Here is a 21,086-nt window from a genome sequence, read left to right as displayed (position 1 = left end):
ATGTGCCGCCCGAACAATTGTGAGGGGCGGACGGAAGGCAGTCATGGCGGTAGCGGCAGACGGTATTGCGGGGGTTTTCGAGGGCGGTGGCGCGCCCCCGGGCGACGCGCCGTTCGTGGCCGACCAGGCGCCGGTCGCCGACGGCCTTCCCGACGGGGACGATGAGTTCGAGGTCGATTCCCTGGAAGCTGACTTCAAGGCGGCGCTCAACCTGAATTCCTGGACGTCCGGCCCGCGTATGGACGAGCTGACCTCGCGCCTGGAGCGCGAAGTCGAGACGGCGGCCTCCTTCGAGGACGACATGGCACCCCGGCTGTTGAAGGTCCTTGAGGAAAATTTGGCGACTGCGGCCGATGCGTCCCGGGAAAGCGGCGTTTATCCGCCGCTTTCCCCGGACGTCGTGTTGGGCGCGCTCCGCAGCGTAAACTTCAACGGCAACCTTGAAGCATGCGACGGCACCCGCGCTTCCGTCAACACGTTGCCGCTGAACGTGGTCCAGATCGGGGTCTGCCTGACCACCTATCAGGGCACCGGAGACGGCGGCTCCATCGGCCATCGCTTGTACCGGCACGACATCATCCGCAAGAACGGCAATGCCGAGGAGGACGTGCTGAAGTTCATTACCAGCCGCTCCAGCCGGAAGAAGCGCAACGCGCTTTCCGAAGAGTTCGGCGATGACGGGCAGCCGATGTCGATGAGCGACATGATGTGCCGCGCCCTGATGACCTATGCCGAGCGCGCCATGCTTGCGGACCGGTCGCAGCGGATCTGGCGCATGGGCCACGGTGGCCCGATGCCGCACGAGATGATCGTTGGCTCGGGCCGCAAGGAGCTCGCGTTCGCGAGCCTTGAGGTCTTGCGCCGGCTGCTGCTCGACCACCAGAAATTCATCTTCGTGCCCAGCGAGATCAGCGATCCGGCAGTCGTCACCATCGCGAACACGATGCGCCCGCTGCAGTACGCGGTGATCCGCAACACCAAGGACATCATCCAGGGATACATCGAAGGCACCAGCTACGAGCGCCCGCACTACAAGCGGATCGGCCTCTATGACGCCGTCAAGACCTTCCAGGAAGAGGCCGGCTCCAAGGTCGTGCTCTGCGTGTACCGGGCTTCGTCGCTCGCGCCGGGCCGAATCTTCTACGCCCACGAGGACCACGTCCACCAGGCCGCGCAGATCGTCATCGCCGACAGCACGCTGCAGGAGACGCGCGGTTTCCCGAACCTGATCGACATAGCGGACCGCACCTGCCGCGGCATGTTCGAGCCCGGCGGCCTGACGGCCCAGGTCCACGCGGCGCTGGCCCGCACCGGCTCGCCATTTCGCTTCCTCGGAGAACGGGAGACCCGCGCGTGAACACCACGACCAAACCCCAGGCGGCGATGAGCAATGCAGAGAAGGTCGCCCACGCGGCTGAAACCATCGAGCAGACCGGCATCGAGAACGGCGGCCCGTTCAGGGAGCCGGAGACCTATCGCGGTTCGTGCGCCAGGACCATGTTCGACCGGCCGGGCTCCGAGGACGGCACGGTGACGGTGCTGGTGCCGGAGCACAACACCGGCATCGTGACTCGCGAGGCCTATGTCAGGATTCCGAGCGTGCATGCCCGCACCGGCGTGGTTGAAGCGGAATACCTCGGCGTCGTCGCCTCCGGGCCGTTCGCGGAGCCGGATGCATTGGGGGCTACTGCACCGACGCTGATCGTCGCGGCCGCTTACGGCGCCGTCCTGACGCCCAAGTACCACGGCATCGCGCAGGTCGAGGTGTTCGGCGAACGCGTCGGCGGCCAGGTGATCCCGCCGGTGCGGCGCCCATACCCGAACAGCCCCGTCTTCCTGCTCAACGAACCGGAAATCCGCTCGGTGCTCGGTCTCGACATCCGGCCCGACGACAAGCCGGTGCGAATTGGCCTCATGGACGGCGCCAACGCGCTGCCGGTCGAGATTCCAGCGGCGCGCAAGTCGGTGCTTTTCAAGCACACCGGCATCCTGGGCACGACCGGCGGCGGCAAGAGCACGACGGTCTCGGGATCCATCATTCATCAGGCCGAAGCGGGCAACGCGGTCATCGTGTTCGACGTGGAAGGCGAGTACACCACGATGGACCAGCCGACGGACAACGCGCAGATGCTCGCCGCGCTGCAGAAGCGCGGATTAAACGCCAAGGGCGCGGTCAACACCGACCTGTTCTATCTCGCCGGTCGGGACCCGGCCAATCCGGACCATCCTCGCCAGCACCCGTTCAAGATTGCGTTTGACGAAATCTCGACCTCCGTCTTCGCCGAGATCCTTGATCTCAGCGAACCGCAGGAACGGCGCCTGATGGACGCCTTCGAGGTCTGCCGCATCACGATGGAGCGCGCCAAGATCTATCCCGCCAGCGACGCCGAACAGCAGGAAGCGTTCGAGGTCGACGAATTGTCTCGCGGCTGGCCGCGCATGACGATCGACATGCTGCTGGACACGGTCTCGGCCGCGATCGAGCACCTTGAGGGCGACGCGTCCAATTTCAGCGGCCGGCAAGGCGGCTTCCGCGGTCACGAGCAGTTCCTGCTGCAGACCCTCGCCGCCAGGAAGATCGAAAGGGACCCGCGGTCCTGGAAGGCGATCGCCAAGCGCCTCTGGCGGATGAAGAAAGCCGCAGTGTTCACTAGCAATGATGCAGAGCGCATCAGTGTCGCTAGCATGATCCGGCCCGGCCGCATTTCGATTATCGACCTCAGCGACATGGAGAGCCCGTATCTGCGCAATCTCGTCATCGCGCAGATACTGCGCCTGCTGCACAAGCATCAGGACAGCCTCTATGCGGCTCAGGAGACCGCGCGCCGGGAAAACCGGAAGCACGGCGAACTAACCCGCATGCTGGTGTTCATCGAGGAGGCGCATGAATTCCTGTCGTCCGAGCGGATCAAGCAGATGCCCAACCTGTTCGACCAGGTCGCGACGATCGCCCGGCGCGGGCGCAAGCGCTATCTCGGCCTTGTGTTCGTCACGCAGCTTCCCTCCCACCTGCCCGACGAGGTGTTGGGGCTGATCAACAACTGGATCCTGCATAAGCTGACGGACGCCGGCGTCGTCAACCGCCTCAAGAAGATCGTGCCCAGCGTGAACGATGCGACCTGGAAGTCGCTCCCGAACATGGCGCCCGGCCAGGCGGTCTGCTCGTTCACGCATTTGACCCGGCCGATTACGGTCTCGATCGACCCCTCGCCCTGCAAGCTGCGGATGGTCGATTGAACGCGACTGGTTGGGGGCGCATGCCGCCTAGCGTCGTGCGAGCCTTTCGCTGATCCTCCGCCGCGTCACGTTCGCCTCGATGAGCGCTTCGACAAACGTGTTCAACTGCTCGAAGCTGAATCCGCACGGCTTGCCGACCAAGAACTTATCGGCGAACCTGTCGAGCATGGCTTGGTCGGGCTTGACGCCCGCTTTGATCGACTTCCTGATCTCGCCGAGCGTGGACGGGGTGCGCGGTCTCCCGGCCAGCAGCACTTCGCTCAACAACCTTTCGCGGCGCTCCTCCCCGGTTTTGCCCTTGCAGTGGACGCTGATGTATTGCGCCATTGCCCGAGCAAGCGCGGCGCCGCAGTGGAATACCCGCATGTCCGGCTCGAGGTTCGCCTTGATGGAGCCGATGATGTCGCGGGTCTCCAGCATCTGCCGGTAGAACGGCGCGATATGATCTTGCAGAAATCCCGACTTTACCTTGATGGAGGGAGCGACCAGCAGGAAGAATGGGACCGCTTGCGTCATTCCCACCAACTTGATGGCATGGAACGCCTCACAGGTCGCCGCGACCACGCAAAGATTGTTGCCTGTCGCCTCGTTGATCGCGCGCAGTTTGTGCACCACCAGCGACCACGGCACATGTTCGTTCGAGGCGGCGATCTCGATGCCTTCTTGCTCCGAACCGTGCATGTCGAGATGGAGGAATGGCTTCCTGCCTTGGCGCGCCAGTCCGGCGATGCGGTCGAGCGCGTCGAGGAGCATCGCTTTGCTCGGCGCTTGGTACCGCTCGATCTGCAGGCCGACCTGCACGCACGCCGATTCCACGTCATCGAAAATGCGGCCGGTCCAGCCTTCCTCGCCGGGTCGCGGTGACGCCAGCCAGACCAGCAGATCGAAACGCGCGCCGCCGTCTATATCCATCGGACCCTCACATTCGGCATCGGAGGATATAGTCAGTCGCAGGCCGTTCGCCGCACCTCCGTCCTATCGCGGCCAGGATTTCTTGATCTGGTAGCGCTGGCGCAGCGTATCACCGTTGGCGTCGAGGATGCCGCTCTTCTTCGAGTAGAAGGTCCTGCGCGACGATACCTTGGTCGATTTCTCGATGAGGTTGATGACCTCGAAGGCCCCGGTGTCGTCTCCGGTCGACCGGATGATCACGTCGCCGGTCTTGGTCGTCTTCAGCCAGATGCCCTGCTCGTGCAGCAGTTCCTTGATCTCCTCGCGGGGATGGTCGTACTGGTTGTCGTAATCCGACGAGCATACCGCCACGTTCGGCTCGATGTGGGTGAGGAATTTCTTGGTGGTGAAGCCGTTGTCGGCGCCGTGATGCGCGAGGATCATGACGTCGGTCTCGCTACACAGGATTCGCGAGCGCCGCAGCCGCGCACCGATGATCGGAGATTCGACGTCGCCCAGGCTGAGGACGTTGAAGCTGCCCCTGCGAAACAGCTTGACGGTCGAGTTGTCGTTGGCGTTTTCCGAGATGTGGAAAGGATTGTAGAACGTGTCCTGGAACGCCTTCGCCGAGGCCGGTTCGAGGCCTTCGATGTATTTCGGCGTGATGTGTTCGATCGTCGGCACCTGCGGCGTGTTCCTGCGCCGGTCGCGGTACTCGGCGATGATCGCCAGGCATTCCTCGCCGTGTCCGTATTCCTCGTGGGGATCGTAGCCCGGACACTCGATGTGCCGCGGCTGGATCAGGTTTAAGAGCTCCGGCAGCTCGTTCTTGTTGCAATGGTCGGCGTCCCAGCTGGTGATGTGCAGCAGGTTGGCGGCGTCGACCTTGCAGCGGTCGAACATCTCGCGCTCGACCTGAGCCCGGCTTTCGTCGGTAAGGCGCCCCTCGATCATCGTGAAATGGCCGTCGGCGAAGTACGAAAACGACGATCCGGGCGAACCCAGGTGATAGGCGCGAAACCGGGTGAAGATGCTTCTCATGCGGGGTCCTCCCATGACAGTGATCGCGGGAAGCCCGCGGGAACGTAGGTGGTGAGCGTGGCGTCGGCGATCTCGAAGCCGTGGCGGGCCAGCGCATCGAAATGCCCGGGCGAAATCGCCTTGAGGTCGGTGGCGTGCTGCAGCGCCTTGGCCGCGGTTTCGTCTGCCTGATAGGCGTCGTAGAATGCGGCCGGCCTGACGCGGCCGGACTTGACGTCGACGGCGCGGACCGAGTTGCCCATGCGCAGCAGGACGCCGGCGACCGCGCCGGCGGCGATGTCGGCGATGAGCATCCGGCTCCGGAGCGCGCGGATCTGGTCGCCGGCGACGTCAAACATTCGCGAGCTCGACAGGCGGCCCTGTATCAGTCCAGCCAACGGCGAGCGTTCCGGCTGCCGCAACGGCCCGGACGCGTCGCTGCAGATCAGGAAATCACACCCCTTCAGGCCGCGCCCGGGCTTGCAGAGCGCTTCGAGGCCCATGTTGTCGTAGGCGCCGCCGTCCCAGAGCCGCACCGACCGATGCGGCGGCGGCCGCGTCCGGACCTGGTTGCCGGTCGCCGGATCGGTTTCCCACCAGCCATCCGCCGGCAGCGGCACCGTGACCGCGCCGATGACGTAAGGCACCGCCGCGGATGCGGCGGCGGCGGTCGACAGCGCAAGGTCAGGCGTAAAGTGGCGACCGAAGTTCCAGTCGCCCATCTCGCGCTTGGCAAACCGCCAGTTCTTGCCGGTCTCCAGACAGGTGGTGTTGATCGACCAGGCCGGCATGTCGGGCAGGTCGGCGAGCTTTCCCGCGACGCCCCAGTTGCGTTCGAGCAGCTGCGCCAGCACATGCGCCCGATCAGAGAAAAGACCGGCGTTGAATTCGATCAGACCTCGCCAGCCGATCGCCTTGGCGCTGAAGAGGTCGGTGGTCGTCAGCCGGCCGCGCAACGTCGGCAGGATGCTGCGCAGATATTCTTCCGATGACGGCCACCGCATGCCAGCAAGCGAGACGATCGCCGCCATCACCAGGCTTCCACCGGAGACCGTGGAGACGGCGGACACTTCCTCCAACAGATTTTCCTGCGCCAGCCGCTTGAGCACGCCCGTATGGAACACGGCGGCCCGCACGCCGCCGCCGGAGAAAGCCAGCCCGATGCGCCGGCCTGCTCCGGCCGGCGGCGGGTCCGCCCCGTCCCGCCGGGAACCGGTGTTGCATTTCATGTGATGCCTGTCGCGTCAGTGTGTCCGTGTTCAGGACATCTTTCGCGCGGGCAAAACGAAGTTCGACGGCGGCGATGGAAATATCGTCGTCGCCGGTGGGCCGATCTGACGGTATTAGCTGTCGCGCTTCTGCTGTTCTGCTCTCGCGCGCTCGTGCTTCTCGGCGCCCCTTTCGCGCCGCTTCTTGCGCTTCGAACGCGGCGCCTGGTGAACGACCCCGGGTCCGGCGGAGACCATGGTGTGAACGCTGACGTTCTTCAATTCGCGCAGCTTGCTGGTCGCCGTGACGCCCTCCGCGCGCGCCGCCTGAATGAGGTTGTGGATGTCGTCGCCCCGCATGGTCGTGCCGGGCTCGGCCACCACGATGGTGTCCAGCTTGAACGGGGCTCTGTCGACTTCCTTTTCGTCTTCGCCAGATCGGCCTTTCGTGATCACGTGTTCCAGCATCGATTCGTGGAGCACCTCGTTCATGCCCGTGCCGCCGGCGATCCTCCGGTGGACCTTACCCGGATTGGCGCGCATGAGTTCGAGAATGCCGGCATCTTCGGTGGAGAGCGGCAGATGGTAGTCGTTGTAGCGCACGAACGGCTTGTTATCGACGTACATTTGGAAATGCCAGTGTGGCACCTTGGAATGGTCGCCGCCGCCTTCGTGGCCGGCGAGATCCGTGTCGCTGCATGAGAACGACCACGCGATATTCTCGTACTTGACGGTCAGTTCGAGCAGCTTGCCGGTGCCCTCGTCGGCCAGGTCGTTGATGTTCTGGGCGAAGGCTTCTTCGTTGGCGACCCAGCGCACGTAGTTCTCAAGATTGCCCCAGCTCAGTTGCGTCGCCAGCTTCTCGATGTGCTCCTTGCGCACGCCTTCAGGCTTGAGCAGCCAATGCCGGCACGGCTTGCTGGCGTCAAAGCTCGTCAGGGCGCCGCCGCAAAAGCTGCATTTGCCGGCCTTGAAGGCTTCGCTGAACGCCTTGTGCTGCGTTTCGGCTTCAGCGCGGTTCAAAGCATTGACGCGGTCAATTTCCGACCTGGGGAGACTGGCCATGAATTGCGCGAAGTCCTGCGCGCTGGGTCCGGAAGAGTTCGGCATTGGCTGACCATCGTCAGGTTGGCGGTTTTTGGGCTGCGGTCTCATACCACAGGACCGCGCTTACTTCTTGCCGTCCTGGTGGCAGTCCGGCCACTGTGTCGCGGCTTCTTCCATCACCTGCGCCGCCGTCGTATCGCGCAGCTTAACCTAAGTTCATCTTCCGGGTCTTGCGCTGGCGCAGATTTGGCTATCTTCAACGTGTGGACGGGGCAACCTGACCCACCGACGCCCGAGCTGGGCGTGTTTCAGGTACCCGCAGGTATGCCTCCTGCTTGTAATTCTGCCCGGAGCCCGGGGTCAGAGTCATTCAGTGATTTAGCTAACCCGGATGTCCCGCCGGACACGGCCGTCGGAGCAACCCTCGAAAACGAGTGGGTGCTCCGGCCATGCCAGCTCCCTTGTCCGTTCCATCACTGAAGCGAGAAGACACTATGTTACCCGAAGTCAACGTACCACTTGCCGTCGCCACGCTTACCGCCGCGTTTGCCGGGTTGGCGTTCTCAGGCGCGGTCATTACCAGCGCCTACGAGCTGATGAAGGGGCTCATCCAGTCCCTGCAGCATCTCGTCGACATCGGTCTCGGCGGCCTCATCACCTTGCTGATTGGAAACTCCCGTTCGTCAGCCTGACGCGCGATACTTTTCAATGTCTTCCCCGGCCTCCCTTGCTTTCCGGAGCCAGGATTCCATTGCGCCTACGCCGGTCCACAGTTCACCGTGTGGACCGGCGTACTTTGCCGTGCGGGTCGGCCGCTTCTTCGCCTCCCCCCGGGGTGGACCCTAGGTCGCGGATTGCTTTCCCCAGTGCCTGACGCCGAAGATCCTTCGCCGCGTTGAAGGCCGGGGTGATTTCCGGATAGACCCGGATCTCGTCCAGAGTCCGGGTCTTAACACTCGCCACGATTCCAACCATACAACCTCCCGCTGATTTCAGCCTAGGCTATACTCTGCGCCGAAGACGGCAAAGTTGGCTTGGCGGGGGCGTGATGAAGAAGCTGATGAAGGGAAAGGCGCAGGAGACGGTCAGGGTCAACATCCACAACGATGTGGCCAACGCAGCCTTCTGGTTCAAGAACATCATCGCTAACAAGCTGAAGGATGGTGGTCCCGGCATCATGATGGACTGCATGGCCTGCGCGGTCATGCTCGCGTTTACTTGGGAAGCCTACCTCAATTACTTCGGATGCGAGGTGATTGATGATTGGGATGACATGGCCGCGCTGGAGGAAAAGGAAGACAGGGTGCTGGGCACCCTTGGCATCCAGGCGGATTGGGGCAAGCAGCCGTACAGTTCGGTTCGGGCGTTGACCAAGGTCCGCAACTGGCTTGCTCATGGCAAACCATTGGAGAAGACGAGTACGAAAGTGGTGGTGATCGGCGTCGAGAAAGTGGTGCGGAGAGACATCGACCTCAGTGGCAAATGGCAGGGCCTCTGCACGCCCGCCATCTTGTTGCGGGCGCATGATGACCTTGACGCTATATTCCGCCAGATGCTGCAAGCGTCCGGCATCGCTCTTATCGACACGCTCAGCAGCGGAGACGGTCACATATCATACGATGAAGTCGTTGAGGTGGGGAAGAAGTAAACTACGACCGCTTCACGACTTCCATGGTGTAGCCGAACAGCATGGTGAATTTGGTCACTGTGGCCTTGTTATCACACCGTGCGCACCGCTGGCCGAGCGATACTAACTCGTCGCCCAAGACGACCCAGTACGCTGCGGCCTTTGTCGGCAACTTGGGAAACCTCCACGGGAATGACCTTGCGCACTGACGAAGTGGATCTTCGCAGTGGCGATGAGGAGTTCGTCTTCACCGTCGATTGGGACGACCAGCTTTGTCGGTACTGACGACTCGCCCGCGGTAGGTTACCTTCGCCGGCCCTCAGAGGGTGGCAGATGTCCTATGATTCAATGGGTGACAACGAGGCAGAGAAGCGTGCCATCCACGACTTCTTCATTCACGTCACGCTGCCCATCCTGATCGAGGAAGGTGGCCAATTCGGCATTGCCGCGACCGGCACGCTGTTCAAAATCGCCTGCCGGCACTTCATCATCACCGCGGCCCACACCTACGACGCATTCCACCCGGACCGCTGGCATTTCCCGTCACATCCGCGGAAGGGCAAAATCCATACCCTGGGTCTCGCTGAGTACATCCACCCTAGCAGCAACAAGGACGCCTTGGATATCGCCGCGGTAGAGTTGAAGGACTCGGAGTCCATCGCGGTGCTGGAGGAGAACTGGCGCTTCCTGACCCTGGATAACGTCTGGCTGCCCGACTACTCGGCCGATGCCATCATCGTCGCGGGCTATCCATCGGTGCGGGCCAGGTTCGACGAGGCCGACAGCAATCTCTACGCCAGGATCTTTATCGTGAGGCAGAAGTTCCGGACCGAGACCCCGGAGGCGGCCCTCCGGGACGGTTTGACCAAGGGCGTGGACTTCTTCATCGACTATCAGGACGCCGTAAACGAATACACGGGCGAGGAAATCTCGACGGTCAGCATCAAGGGCCTGAGCGGCTGCTCGGTCTGGGGTTACCGGAAGCGGGGCTGGATCAATAAGGGGTTCTGGAGCGCCGAGGTGCCGCTGAAAGTCATCGGCATTCAGTCGGCGGAGCGGCAAGGCCAGTACCTGCGCGCCAAGAGCTGGGGCGCCATTATCCGCCTGCTTCAGCTGCTCGACCCCGACGTGCGGGATGCAGCGGAGCAAACCGCCCAAGCCATCCTTTCCAAGCTCAATCCAAAAGGGGGTTAATCAACGCCCGTCCGCTACGCGGGACCTCGCCCCCCCACGACGACCCTAGTGGGCGTTCAAAGTGGTGGGCGGTTCGGAGACACGGGGGCGACGGGAAGATCGGCTGCGGGGTTAGACCCTAAGCCAACCCCCAGAACAGCTGACACGCAACACCTGCTCCATACTGGGATTGAGCCCCCACACCAACAAATTTTTGTTGAGGGACGTCTCTACCCCTCAAGCTGCCCCTCGGATGAAACTAGAACAAAAATATATAGGTAGCTTAGCGGCTTGAAGTAAAGATTCGAATCTCTCCGAGAGAGCCGTTGATATTGCTTAAGAAATCAGCCCACTCCTTGAGGTTGAAAACCCTTGATTTCCGACAAGGGAAACAAGCAGGGTAACGGATCACAGCGGCGCATTCGGCCGTTAGATTTCCGCAGGGCTGCTTGGCAAGACAGCTCTTTTTGGTGACAACGCGTGCATTGTTGATCCAATAATTTCGATGTGACGACAGATACAGCAAGCAAACTGGCTGCATTTACGGACGAAGGCGTGTTCGAACGCTTGGCGACCGCAATCTTGCGCGAGTGGGACGCCAAGTACCATCCGCTTAGCCATCCGGGCGTAAATGCACAAAGCAAAACGGTTAAGTCACCCGTTGACGGCTTCGCGTTCATTGCCGACGCTACTCCCTCGCATGCTATTGCCGTTCATCACACGATCTGCGCCGCGCGAGATCTCGGGCGGAAGTGGTTGTACAATCCGGACACCTCGAAACCGAGCAAGCGAAGGGACCGACGCGCTCGCTTGTCGCCAGCCGGCGATGTCGTCAAAACTATAAAGCTTGTCGAGCAGGCGCGGCAGCGCACCCCCGATCTAAGAGTCACCTTGGTCCTTACAACGAACCAAGAACCGGGACAAAAATTGCTCAGCGAACTTGAGATTGTCGCCAGTGCCGGAGGCATTGTCATCGACCTTTGGCCCCGCTCCCGGCTCGCCCATTTCCTCGATCATAACGCGACAGGGCAATTTCTACGTCGAGAGTTCCTGGGAACAGTCCCGACACAGTTATCCAAGCAGTTACTTGCCGAGCTCTCCCTCCAGAGTTTGACGGAAAACAGACCGCAGGACGATCCTGCCGCTTGGATCGGCCGAAAACTCGATCGTACCATCGAAGAGGTAGCCCATCAAAAAGTGGTGTTGCTCGTCGGCGAATCTGGCGGCGGGAAGACCGTTGCCTGCTACAAGCGATTAGCAGCAAATGCATCCTCTGGCGGATTCAGCCTACTTCTGACGGACGAGATAATTGGCGCCTCGCCGACGATAGTGCAGGCCGTTGAGAAAGCTCTGCTGCAACTTTGTCCGTCTCTTGAGCTTGGATGCGGCGCCGTAGCCCTCCGGCTCACCGAACCAAGCCGTAGGTTGATGCTTGCCGTAGAGGACATCAACCGCGCACCCATGTTGCTCGAGCGGATTTCTCGCTGGAGCAAAGAAGGCAGTCCGGCTTCCTGGCAGCTCCTCTGCCCCGTTTGGCCAGAAAACATCTCCGCGCAGCGGGAGGACATCCAGAAGCAGATCGGCGAACATGCCATTCTTGGCTATCCGTTTTCGGCCGATGAAGGGACATCAGCCGTCTTCCATCGACGCTTGCTGCAAAAGCGACAGGTTACTCAACTTGAAGCCGCCGACATCTCCACCGCGCTCGGCCACGACCCTCTCCTAATTGCGCTGCATGAGCCCGGAACGGTTAACGGCACAACGGACGTGATTGGGACGTTTCTCGAGTCTCGCCTTAGACGCCTAGCCGCGAAGTACCGCGAGATTTCCGCCTCCGAGTATCGTCGGGCTATCCAGGCGCTCGGCAAAGCGATGCTACTCAGGCGAGTCTTGGAGCCCGGTTGGCACGATGTCCTATGCTGGCCGTCGCTAGGTCCACATATCGCAGCCCTACGACATATCGTACTGGACCAGCGGGATCTTATCCGACTGTCTGGCTCCTCACTCCAAGAGCGGATCTCGTTTCGCCACGATCGCGTCAGGGACTGGATTTTGGCTGACGCCGCTGCGGAAATGCTGAGCGTCAACGACCTTCCCGACGACATTGCCGCAGAGCCATACTTTGCAGAAATATTTGGCGCGTCATTGATGCGACCGAATATTGATGTCGCTGATGTTGTTAAGTTAGCGAACTCTAACGTACTCGCCCTATTCTGCGCACTACGCCATTTTCGCGAACCTATAAACCCTGTGCAGCGTGAGATCGTGAGTCAGCTAAGTCGCTGGATTGACGAGCAACCTAAGGACGGATGCAATTCTTATCTGCGCTGGGAGTCGTTGAGAACCATGGCAGGGGCAGAAGGACCGTTCATAAGGCCGCTAGCTGAACGACTTGGCGACAACGCCTGGGACGCTCTATGCGCTCGCTATCGAAACGGCGATACAATGGCAGGAGTAAAACTATGCAGTAAAATGGGACTGTATACGCGCATGGTTGGCTATCTAGAACTTCTTGATCACGTCGCCGAGCGACACAACGACGACCTGACCCGAGATTTAATTCCGCTGCTGACCGCAAGTACCTTGGACGACCGATGGCGTATCGGCGCCTTGCGACTAGCCGGCCATATAAAAAGCCATTCCCTCGCTGCCGCTATACGCACATCTTGGGACACCGACGTAGATCGCGCTAAACGCATCGCCGAGTATTTGTGGGCCGCAGCTCAATGCGCGAACGGAGACGTTGATGCTTTGCTTGAGCCGGTCTGTGACGCTTGGGTAGCGCTGCCGGATGATGCCCGCAATAAAGTTGCGGCAGATGTACGATTCGGTGTGCAAGACCGCGGGCTCCCAGATGATGCCATCCGATACCTTTTGAGGCGGGCACAGGCCGATCGCGACCTCAATTGGCCCATCACTTATTTATTGCTTGGCGTTGACCACCCTGACGTCCTCGACTTTTTTGCGCGCGAACAAGCTACCGCTTACGAAAAGAAGCTCGGCTCAATTTTTGGCCTTGCTATAACATCCGCGTGGCGGCGGCGTCACATGTCGGCCCAGTCGCTCAATCGACTCGCCGCCATTTGGCAGGACAAATCTGCGGGTGATCATTTGCGCAGGGCCGCGTTCGGCCTTTGGTCTCTAGACGAAAACGCAGATCTCGACTTGCTACGATGTCAGACCGACGACGAGGTATTAGGTGATGCCCTGCTGTCCGAACGGCTTCGTCGTGGCGATCGTACCGCCGCGCCAACGTTGCTCTTGAAGATCGCAGATGACGCCCATGCAAGTTGGTGGCTCTCAGCAAAATTTGTTTGGTCGGATGAGCTTACCAAAGCACTTGATCGCACGTTTGAACGTCTACCAGAACTCAGCACGGATAATCCACATCTTAGAGCCGAGTACGATTGGATATTGGCCGACCTGATAATGCACATACCGATCTCAACTGCGGAACACCTTCTCGTCAAGTACTGGCCTATTCTGCGCAGCTCCCCGTCATTTATCATCGCGGCTCTATATGTTGCGACTCCTAGGCTAACCACCGCTGCAGCAGAAGCCCTAAAGACCGCCGAGGATCCGGCGTCGGTACTACGCTATATTACAGGTCATTTTGGATATAAGAAGGTTGGACACCCAGGCATCTGCCGGCCGGAGCAGATCAAAGCGATAGCACCCTATCTCGATATTCTGGACGAGCTAGACATTGATCACCTTTGGACATCCTGCAACGAAAGCGGCTGGTTCGAGTTACGCCGCTCTCTACTTGATGCGCATCTCAAGTCCAGCAGCTCTGGCTTCGTATTTCTGAACGAAACACGTGTCAGACGAGCGCTGGATCGGTTTGCTGACGAGCAGGAGATATCCATCGACTATTGGCTGGAGCGTTATGTTAAGACTGGCGCCGCGAGTGACGACATTATGATGCTAATTGAAAACTGGTTCAAAAAAAGAAATGACATCTCTGCACTGAGGATCGTCAGCTCCGCTGTGCTCTATTTCCAGGAGCGTCGACATGTTAAGCTGTTGCAACGTGCGGCAATTGAACCGCAAGACGCCTCTTCAAGAATTATTTCTGATACAGAGTACGGAGTGAAGCGTCGAACCCTTCAGTGAGACCAGCGCTTCAGTATTGAATGCGCGAGCCCGTCGAATCGAACCACGCCAATGGAAAGCAGCGTGTCCACCCACCTTTACCGGATGATCGCGTCAGATGACGGTCACTCAATCATGACGCGGTAGGCGGCGCTCTTCCCTACGATTTTGTCATCACGCTTTCTGACCACGAACGCCTCGACGAGATGCACACACCGCGATGTTCCAAGCCTTATACGGGCGACGTTTTTCCACCGCGAATTAACGCACCCGGCTTATTGAGTACCGCAGCGCGAGTCTTAGTGCCGGGGGCCGGCGGCGGGCCGATCCAGTTCAAGACCTAGAACTGCACCACACCGATCGCGTTGGCAGCAACTATCACGGTTTGGCTGGATTGGAGATTTTTGCCTCGCGCGGCATACACGGCTGGAAAATCTTGCAGATCCTGCTCGTTGAGCGTCGCGAACAGGGAAGAGAGAAAATCATGAGTAGCGAAATCACCCTTTCTAAACTGGTCTTGAAATCGAAGACGCTGTTTCAAGTACACGCGATTTCGTCAAAGCGCTCGCGATGATTTCGGAGACGTTCGAGGACGCCCAGGGCCGAGTGTGGCAGAGAATTGCAGGCGCAATCGCTGACCGTTGCAATGATATTGAGAATAATTATGAGGTCCCGCTATGTTCGGCTGCTAGCCGAAGCTCAGAGCGTTAGATTGGGCGCGGATCATCCAGCCGAATATCGCGGGCACAGCCGCTTGCAGGGAATCGACCGCCTAGAAAATCAGCCCTTCAATCTACGAATACGGCCTCGCGATGCACGTTCCGCTGCTCGGATGGCTCCGCGCGACCACAAGCTGAAGTGAGCCGGTCGAAATGCTAGGTCGGCTCTACCGCGAGAAAGCGGACGTCTGTGAGTGTGAATAGGGATAGGCTTTGGACCTATGACCTTCAGGGTAAGGTTATGAGCGTGACAATCCCTGGGGCTCATTGCTTTCGGGGCCAAGGAGACCTGGCCAAGGGCCAGCACTGTCGCGAGTGAGCGTTCCAACCCGCCGAATAGAGCTCCCACACTTTCGGAGGCCTACCTTGGCCCCCTGAGAACAAATGTGGACCGCGCTAACCAATCTCTGGCAGAAAGGCACGCAGCCTCGTTGCCTTTGCCGATTTCAGGATTCCGCAAATAGCTTAGTGAGGGGAACGGACAGCGCCCGCGCGATTCTTGCCATGACCAACAAACTGGGATTTCGACGCCCCCGCTCGATGCCACCGACATAAGTTAGATCTATTTGCGCCTCGAACGCGAGTTCCTCTTGCGTCATGCGCCTCGATTGCCGCAGCCGTCGCACATTTCCCCCTACGATGCTGCACCAATCCTGCATTGCAGGATCGGGCACGATGGGGCATATAGTCTCTAGGGAATATAGTCCATATCGTCTCTTTTTTGCGATATGGACAATGCGCAACTATCGAGACGTTATGAAGCCTCAGGCGTCCGACCTAGAGCCGTTCATTGAAGCACCCGATGCGGCCTCGCCCCACGCCGACGTATACCGGTTTGGGTATCGGTTGGACGGGGCGGTCGTTTCGGCGGTCGATCTTCCCGTGGAGACTGTCGAGAAGCTCCTGCTCTCGAAAACCATGCTGTCGGCACGCATCACGCCATGTGGCGAGATTGTCCCAGGATTATCAACTCCGAATGTTCTCGGTGACCTTGGCCAGGCAGCGGAGATCGTCTCTTCAATTGACGACCTCGTGAGAGAAACATTGAGTGCGGAAACGCTACGAATGGAAGAGGCAACCCCGGAAGACCTCGCCCTCCTATTCAGCCGGCTCGAACGCGCGATCGCCTTGGTAAGAACCGCCATAGATCGGGCATCGAATAATTGACCCAACTCGGCTTCAAGACGCCTTAACATCTATCGAGACAGAACGCCGTCTAAACTGCGCCTGAGCTCGGCTGGTAACGGTGCTGGACTTCGGACTTGATCATGTCTTCAGTCACCAAGTGCTTGCCGCCGATTCTGACCTCTTCGACCATGCCAGCAGGGCCCCGAATGAGGCGACAGGCCTCACCGAGATCGCCGAATGCCTGCGCCGACGTAACGACCGCTTCATCGATCCCGGAGGGGCTTAGCTCGGTCGCGTCCAAGAAAGGGGACAGTTGGCTGGGCGTCGCAACCAACGCCTTGTCTTTGCCAGGCACCAGATCCAATGGACCCCACAGGGTCCACCAGCGGCCGCGCCAGCGAGCAGTTTCCGGTCCTGGGGCGCCGAGATCGTGAATGGTCTTCAGTATGTGGATCACGCTCTCGAACCAGACGTTCGCGAGACCGTCTATGGCATTAGTGAGGATGCTGATCGCTATATCCTGCTCCGGCAGGACTACCGTGCGCGTCAACGTTCCCTGGAAGCCACCGGCGTGACCGACCCAGCTCCATGGTCCCGGCGGACCGGAAATCGTGCCTAGACCGTAGTAGCGCTCCAGTTGTGAGTGGGCATCGCGCCAATGGCGCCGCGTCATCTCGCGGCGGCTTGCCGTCGTCAAAATGCTCGCTTGGGAGGCGGCAGAAAGTTGGCCGAAAAACCGCGCCAGGTCGCCGGCTGTCGCCGTAAAGCCTGTCGCCGAGGCCATATCGTTCGTCACATTGTCCCCGGGAATCACGAAGCGCCGACCATAGGGCTGGCGCGTCGAGTGGCCACGGGCGAATGGACGACAGGCGATCTGATCGAAATCGGGCGTCGTCTCTGTCAGGCCCGCTGGGGCGACGACGTGATCATAGGTCCACCGGACATACGGCTCACCGGTCACCTTCTCGATAACTTTGCCTAGCAACGCGAAACCATGATTGGAGTATTTGAACGTAACGCCGGCCGCGAGGGGCTGCGGCGCAGAGAGATCGGCGCGAAACTTCGCCTCACTGAGGAAGGGCCGGCGGTCCGAGAACTGACCGCTGTCGGGGCCGTCGCGGGTCAGGCCGGCGGCATGCGAAAGCAGCTGTGAAATAGTGACGTCGGAAACCTGCGGCATAAGATCTGCCAGATACTCACCCAGCCGGTCGTCAAGTCGGAGTTGGTTGCGCTCGCGCAACAGCATGATCCCAGCCGCCGTGAACGTCTTTGAATGCGACGCGACGCGGAATCGATGACGCGAGGTGAGTGGTTCGCGGGTTGCGAGATCGGCCATGCCGCTCGCGTGTTCAAGCAACACCTGACCTTTGTGAGCAATCGCCAGCGAAACTCCAGGCTGATCGAACAGTTCCCGCTGATAATCAATCCAGGCGGGGATGTAATCGAGGGCAGAAGAGAGCCATTCTGACATGGATGCTTGAAACCTATCGGAGTTGAGACCTTCGGGCTGTTCAGCGACACATTGCAGGCTGGATCGAACGCGCGGTCAAGCCTCGATTCAAGTTCGCGTCTTATCGACCTATATCGTTCGTCCCTCTTCCAGCGCGCCAGCATCTTAACTCCGAGCGGCTTCGACAGCTGCCATGCAGTAGTGGTCGCGTTGAGAAGGCTACCTCGACGTTGGGCGTAACTTGGAAGCGACCGTCACGCGGGAGCTCCGTCGATACGAACCGCATTCCGAAAATTCACATGCGCTGCTGACGGCGAGATGTTGGAATCTCCGCACAGCACATCCGAACGGAGCATGCAGACGAATTTCACGAAGAGACTGCGCCACTTGAGCACATTGTGGCGATACGTCCAGCGCCAATGGCGACAAATCTTGGATGTGCAGACAACCACTTAGCCGCGCTCAGGTGACAGTGCTTTTATCTTGCGCGCTCTCCCTTTGCTCTTTGTCGCTCGCTCACCGTTCCTCTCTTTGCCGAACCATATCGGCCGATCTACGAATTTACGCACAAGTTTCGGAGCCCTTTTGTCTGCAAAAGAGGACTGTCCGAGTTCAAAAATTTCGGCTGCGGCAGGCCGCACGCACCTGCTTGAAGCAAGCGTTTTGGGACAGAAGCACGCAAAAACTCAGTTGCTCGGCACGCGTCCAAGCCATCAATTGCAGCCTTTGGATTGTCAACGGAAGGGGGGAATTTCGATGGCGATGGAACGAATTTTCCCATCGGAATGAAGAGAAAGCCGTCGAGCGACCTTCGGCTCCAGGCAGCATTCCACGCCGTGCGAGTACATTTTCTTCGATCGAAATCGAAAAAGGGCCCCCGCGCGATGCGCGGGAGCCCACGATTTTGACCTAGTCGACGGGATTCCAGATCACGAAGAAACCACCGTCTCCGCCAAGGCCGACCGTTCGACCAAGGTTGGCGCAGAGCTTGCGGATCCCCAGGCCGGGGGCTGCGAGTGACAGGCTGATATAGTCCGTTCCGCGGCTCTCGCCACTCAAAATCCGACCGGATCCGACCTCGAGGCCTTGGGTGAAGATGCGGAAGTCTGGTGGGGTATCGCCGGACTTATCGCGGTTTGGCACGATGTCGATGCCGGCGCAGACGGGCAGAAATTTGAGCTGGCCCCTGAAGCCGCCGTGAGTTGTGCGGGTAACGAATCCGATCGCGGTCATGGTCTGTCTCCTTCGTTGCCGCAGGGCCGATGCCCTGCGATGGCGAGACCGTGATGGCGGCCAGCCCGCATCCGAACCCTCGGGGCGAAGCGCAGCGGCGCACCCGAGCGCGCTCTTTTTTGAAGCGAAGCGGCCGCGAGGAGCCGGCTTGCCGGCGGGGAAAAAGGAAACATGCGAGGGTTTCGGATGGCGGGACGGCTGCCATAGGTCGCAGCGCCACAAGCAGGGAATCGTCTCCTTCAGACGAAGGAGACGGGCTTTGCCGCGGTGCCCCCATTCACTGTGCAAACGGCGCTTGGGCAACGCCTCGACGTACGCGCGACCGCTAGATTCATTCGCAACTCGGTGCCTCGATGCGTGGTTGGGCACCCCACGAATGTGTGGTGCCCGCCTCCCCTTTTGAGAGAAGAATGTTCTTCCGCCTGCTTTCAAAGCGGCGCAAGCAACGCAAAAAAAGCCCCACCTCCGAGGAGGCGGGGCCGATGATCCGTCGAGCTCAATCGCCGCTGCGGCGCGACCAGATCAGGGTGAAACCCTCGTCGCCTTCGACCTTGACCAGCGAGGCGTAGATCGGAGCCGGGAAGCTCGGATCGTCGAGTTTGACCGAGAGATATTCGCGATCGCTGTCGCGGACGGTCTTCTTCCAGGCGGCGCCGAACTCGGTGGAGCCTGCAAAGATGCGGAAGTCGGGCGCCTTGTCGTTGTCCTTCTCGGACGCCGTGAGCTTGGCCTTGATGTTGAGCGTCAGCGTCTTGATCGAGCCGGTGTAGCCGTTGTCGGATGCGGTGAAGGTGCCGATGGTCGCCATGATAATCTCCGTCTGTTTTGCTCGGGCCGCGTCCATCGCAGCCTCGATGGCGATCCCTTGCCCGGGGAGCGATCGGCCCGCAGCCGGAAGGCCCGAAGCGCCAGCGGAGGACGGCAGACGCCTGCTTTTTTGTCTTTCCGCGAGGAATGCCGACGCTTGGCGGCAGGGGAAAAAAGCAGGCGTGAGCTGTTGCGGGAAGGCGATCGAGGCTCTTGCCGTCCCCCGGGCCTGATCAGCCCAATCGTGACTGCGTTGGACGCGCCCACGACCGAACTGAGGGAGATTTTCATGGTGACGTCCCTTGGCATAGCGCCGGAACGAGGCCCAACCGGTCGACGAAAAGCCGATGTCCGTACATCGATGGCAGAGAGGATCCAGCCGGATCAACGCGAGGAAACCAGGCCACATGTTCGCACGCGACACCGGTCTCGCAGGCGGAATCGCCCGCTTCAATGCGTGCTGGATGCACACGATGCAGACGAATACCCGAGCTTCCCCGGCCCTGGTCCATGCCTCGCTGGTCAGAATCGAAAGGGGGCACGATATAGCCGCCCTGGCTTCCGTGATCGGCGTAGATCAGACGCCTCGTCGGCCCCAATCGGACGGTGGCTTTGCGTGGGGACTCGCCGCTTCCTTTCCTTAAACCGGTCGCGCGCCGACAGGTGCGCGGCCGAAAATTTTAGAGCACACCGGGGCCGCCTGCGCGGCCCCGGCGCTGATTTCACTCGGCAGCCTGCGAGCGAAGTTCGCTGCCTTCCTCGCTTTGGAGATCGCTTAGCCCCTCCGGCGAGGCCGTCCGCAACAGCGACGGCAGCCAGCCGGTCGTCGCCAACAGCTGCTCTGCGGCCTGTGCCATGTCGGCCTTCTTCATGTCCCTCAGGCGCTCGGCCGCCTCCTCGCCGACGCCCTCGCGAACCGCGTTCAGGATGTTCGCCTTGGTGACGCGGCCGAGATAAGTGCGCACCGTCGGACGCCAACAGGCCGTCATGTCGAGCGCCACGGCTTGGGTCAAATGACGCCCCGCCGCCAGAGCGCGCGGCCTCCGGTCGAACGGCAATTTGACCGCATTGACCGTGAGCGCGACACAATGCGCGAACAACGCCATGCGGCTGTCGTGGTCGAGATCAGCCACGAATTCCCACAGTCCGGCAACGTCCTTGGGCATCTGCTTCGCCCAATTGGCATGGCGATCCGACCACATCTTGCCCGCCTGCGTGTCCTCGATCCCGTCCGCGTGCGCAGCCAGATCGGTCATCACCGGCTGGATACCGACCACGTGCGCGTTGGCCCCGAGATAGAAAATTTGGGCAGCCAGCGCATGCGTCACCGCCACGATGGCGACGTCCGGCTGCTCGCTCAAATCGAGCCGCAGCCCCAACGTTCGGTGCGCGGTGAGGTCGCGGACGAGCGTGTCGGACAGCCGCTGCGCTTCCTCTTCCTCCTCGGTATC

Annotated in this window: 16 protein-coding genes and 1 pseudogene; 7 read left to right on the top strand and 10 right to left on the bottom strand. The window is 60.5% G+C overall.

All coding sequences use genetic code 11. The features are described from left to right. Positions 1-43: 43 nt before the first annotated feature. A complete protein-coding gene (locus tag JQ616_RS17770; RefSeq protein ID WP_212016434.1) occupies positions 44-1,357 on the top strand; it encodes a hypothetical protein in 1,314 nt (437 codons plus the stop codon). Continuing rightward, on the top strand, positions 1,354-3,237 hold the full coding sequence (locus JQ616_RS17765; protein WP_212016433.1) for an ATP-binding protein: 1,884 nt from the start codon (positions 1,354-1,356) through the stop codon (positions 3,235-3,237). The genes JQ616_RS17770 and JQ616_RS17765 overlap by 4 nt, the downstream gene beginning before the upstream one ends. A gap of 27 nt (positions 3,238-3,264) precedes the next feature. On the opposite strand, the gene JQ616_RS17760 is transcribed toward JQ616_RS17765, so the two are convergent. From JQ616_RS17760 to JQ616_RS17745, 4 genes are all read right to left on the bottom strand, one after another. Next, complete coding sequence (locus JQ616_RS17760) at positions 3,265-4,149, bottom strand: hypothetical protein (RefSeq protein WP_212016432.1); 885 nt, start codon at positions 4,147-4,149, stop codon at positions 3,265-3,267. Between the two features lie 63 nt (positions 4,150-4,212). Next, entirely contained in the window at positions 4,213-5,169 is a 957-nt protein-coding gene (locus tag JQ616_RS17755) for a hypothetical protein (protein ID WP_212016431.1), read from the bottom strand. Continuing rightward, positions 5,166-6,377 (bottom strand): patatin-like phospholipase family protein, encoded by a 1,212-nt coding sequence (locus JQ616_RS17750; RefSeq protein WP_212016430.1) that lies wholly within the window; start codon positions 6,375-6,377, stop codon positions 5,166-5,168. The genes JQ616_RS17755 and JQ616_RS17750 overlap by 4 nt, the downstream gene beginning before the upstream one ends. A 114-nt stretch (positions 6,378-6,491) precedes the next feature. Continuing rightward, complete coding sequence (locus JQ616_RS17745) at positions 6,492-7,466, bottom strand: hypothetical protein (RefSeq protein ID WP_212016429.1); 975 nt, start codon at positions 7,464-7,466, stop codon at positions 6,492-6,494. 431 nt (positions 7,467-7,897) lie between these two features. Here JQ616_RS17745 and JQ616_RS17740 point away from each other — a divergent pair, with 431 nt between their 5' ends. The 4 genes from JQ616_RS17740 (at position 7,898) to JQ616_RS17720 (ending at position 14,319) form a co-directional block, all read left to right on the top strand. Then, on the top strand, positions 7,898-8,095 hold the full coding sequence (locus JQ616_RS17740; protein WP_212016428.1) for a hypothetical protein: 198 nt from the start codon (positions 7,898-7,900) through the stop codon (positions 8,093-8,095). 356 nt (positions 8,096-8,451) lie between these two features. After that, positions 8,452-9,051, top strand: a complete 600-nt coding sequence (locus tag JQ616_RS17730; protein ID WP_212016427.1) for a hypothetical protein — start codon at positions 8,452-8,454, stop codon at positions 9,049-9,051. Between the two features lie 312 nt (positions 9,052-9,363). After that, positions 9,364-10,224: a hypothetical protein gene (locus JQ616_RS17725; RefSeq protein WP_212016426.1), complete on the top strand. Its 861-nt coding sequence runs from the start codon at positions 9,364-9,366 to the stop codon at positions 10,222-10,224. Positions 10,225-10,710: 486 nt separating this feature from the next. After that, a complete protein-coding gene (locus JQ616_RS17720) occupies positions 10,711-14,319 on the top strand; it encodes a hypothetical protein (RefSeq protein ID WP_212016425.1) in 3,609 nt (1,202 codons plus the stop codon). Between the two features lie 319 nt (positions 14,320-14,638). Here JQ616_RS17720 and JQ616_RS17715 read toward each other — a convergent pair whose 3' ends face one another. Continuing rightward, a complete protein-coding gene (locus tag JQ616_RS17715) occupies positions 14,639-14,845 on the bottom strand; it encodes a hypothetical protein (protein WP_212016424.1) in 207 nt (68 codons plus the stop codon). Between the two features lie 618 nt (positions 14,846-15,463). Next, the gene (locus tag JQ616_RS17710; RefSeq protein ID WP_081334720.1) at positions 15,464-15,676 is read right to left on the bottom strand and encodes a helix-turn-helix domain-containing protein; all 213 of its coding nucleotides are present in this window, start codon (positions 15,674-15,676) and stop codon (positions 15,464-15,466) included. A gap of 76 nt (positions 15,677-15,752) precedes the next feature. Here JQ616_RS17710 and JQ616_RS17705 point away from each other — a divergent pair, with 76 nt between their 5' ends. Continuing rightward, positions 15,753-16,184 (top strand): hypothetical protein, encoded by a 432-nt coding sequence (locus tag JQ616_RS17705; protein WP_212016422.1) that lies wholly within the window; start codon positions 15,753-15,755, stop codon positions 16,182-16,184. A gap of 49 nt (positions 16,185-16,233) precedes the next feature. Here JQ616_RS17705 and JQ616_RS17700 read toward each other — a convergent pair whose 3' ends face one another. The 4 genes and pseudogenes from JQ616_RS17700 to JQ616_RS17685 form a co-directional block, all read right to left on the bottom strand. Beyond that, entirely contained in the window at positions 16,234-17,616 is a 1,383-nt protein-coding gene (locus tag JQ616_RS17700) for a serine hydrolase domain-containing protein (RefSeq protein ID WP_212016421.1), read from the bottom strand. A gap of 888 nt (positions 17,617-18,504) precedes the next feature. Next, positions 18,505-18,828 carry a DUF736 domain-containing protein gene (locus tag JQ616_RS17695; RefSeq protein WP_212016419.1) on the bottom strand — a complete coding sequence of 108 codons (324 nt, stop codon included), beginning with the start codon at positions 18,826-18,828 and terminating at the stop codon, positions 18,505-18,507. Between the two features lie 496 nt (positions 18,829-19,324). Continuing rightward, the gene (locus JQ616_RS17690) at positions 19,325-19,636 is read right to left on the bottom strand and encodes a DUF736 domain-containing protein (RefSeq protein ID WP_212016417.1); all 312 of its coding nucleotides are present in this window, start codon (positions 19,634-19,636) and stop codon (positions 19,325-19,327) included. 721 nt (positions 19,637-20,357) lie between these two features. Beyond that, positions 20,358-21,086: pseudogene (locus tag JQ616_RS17685) on the bottom strand (chromosome partitioning protein ParB); the annotation flags it as partial.

Origin of the sequence: Bradyrhizobium tropiciagri (genome assembly GCF_018130545.1) — a bacterium.
Lineage (GTDB): Bacteria > Pseudomonadota > Alphaproteobacteria > Rhizobiales > Xanthobacteraceae > Bradyrhizobium > Bradyrhizobium tropiciagri_A.
The sequence above is the reverse complement of the archived record's forward strand: the minus strand, read 5'-3'. Positions and strand labels throughout refer to the sequence as shown.

Coding starts and splice junctions, on each gene's coding strand:
- JQ616_RS17770 (WP_212016434.1), top strand. CDS start 44: ATGGCGGTAGCGGCAGACGGTATTGCGGGGGTTTTCGAGGGCGGTGGC.
- JQ616_RS17760 (WP_212016432.1), bottom strand. CDS start 4,149: ATGGATATAGACGGCGGCGCGCGTTTCGATCTGCTGGTCTGGCTGGCG.
- JQ616_RS17755 (WP_212016431.1), bottom strand. CDS start 5,169: ATGAGAAGCATCTTCACCCGGTTTCGCGCCTATCACCTGGGTTCGCCC.
- JQ616_RS17750 (WP_212016430.1), bottom strand. CDS start 6,377: ATGAAATGCAACACCGGTTCCCGGCGGGACGGGGCGGACCCGCCGCCG.
- JQ616_RS17745 (WP_212016429.1), bottom strand. CDS start 7,466: ATGCCGAACTCTTCCGGACCCAGCGCGCAGGACTTCGCGCAATTCATG.
- JQ616_RS17740 (WP_212016428.1), top strand. CDS start 7,898: ATGTTACCCGAAGTCAACGTACCACTTGCCGTCGCCACGCTTACCGCC.
- JQ616_RS17730 (WP_212016427.1), top strand. CDS start 8,452: ATGAAGAAGCTGATGAAGGGAAAGGCGCAGGAGACGGTCAGGGTCAAC.
- JQ616_RS17725 (WP_212016426.1), top strand. CDS start 9,364: ATGTCCTATGATTCAATGGGTGACAACGAGGCAGAGAAGCGTGCCATC.
- JQ616_RS17710 (WP_081334720.1), bottom strand. CDS start 15,676: ATGCAGGATTGGTGCAGCATCGTAGGGGGAAATGTGCGACGGCTGCGG.
- JQ616_RS17705 (WP_212016422.1), top strand. CDS start 15,753: ATGCGCAACTATCGAGACGTTATGAAGCCTCAGGCGTCCGACCTAGAG.
- JQ616_RS17700 (WP_212016421.1), bottom strand. CDS start 17,616: ATGTCAGAATGGCTCTCTTCTGCCCTCGATTACATCCCCGCCTGGATT.
- JQ616_RS17695 (WP_212016419.1), bottom strand. CDS start 18,828: ATGACCGCGATCGGATTCGTTACCCGCACAACTCACGGCGGCTTCAGG.
- JQ616_RS17690 (WP_212016417.1), bottom strand. CDS start 19,636: ATGGCGACCATCGGCACCTTCACCGCATCCGACAACGGCTACACCGGC.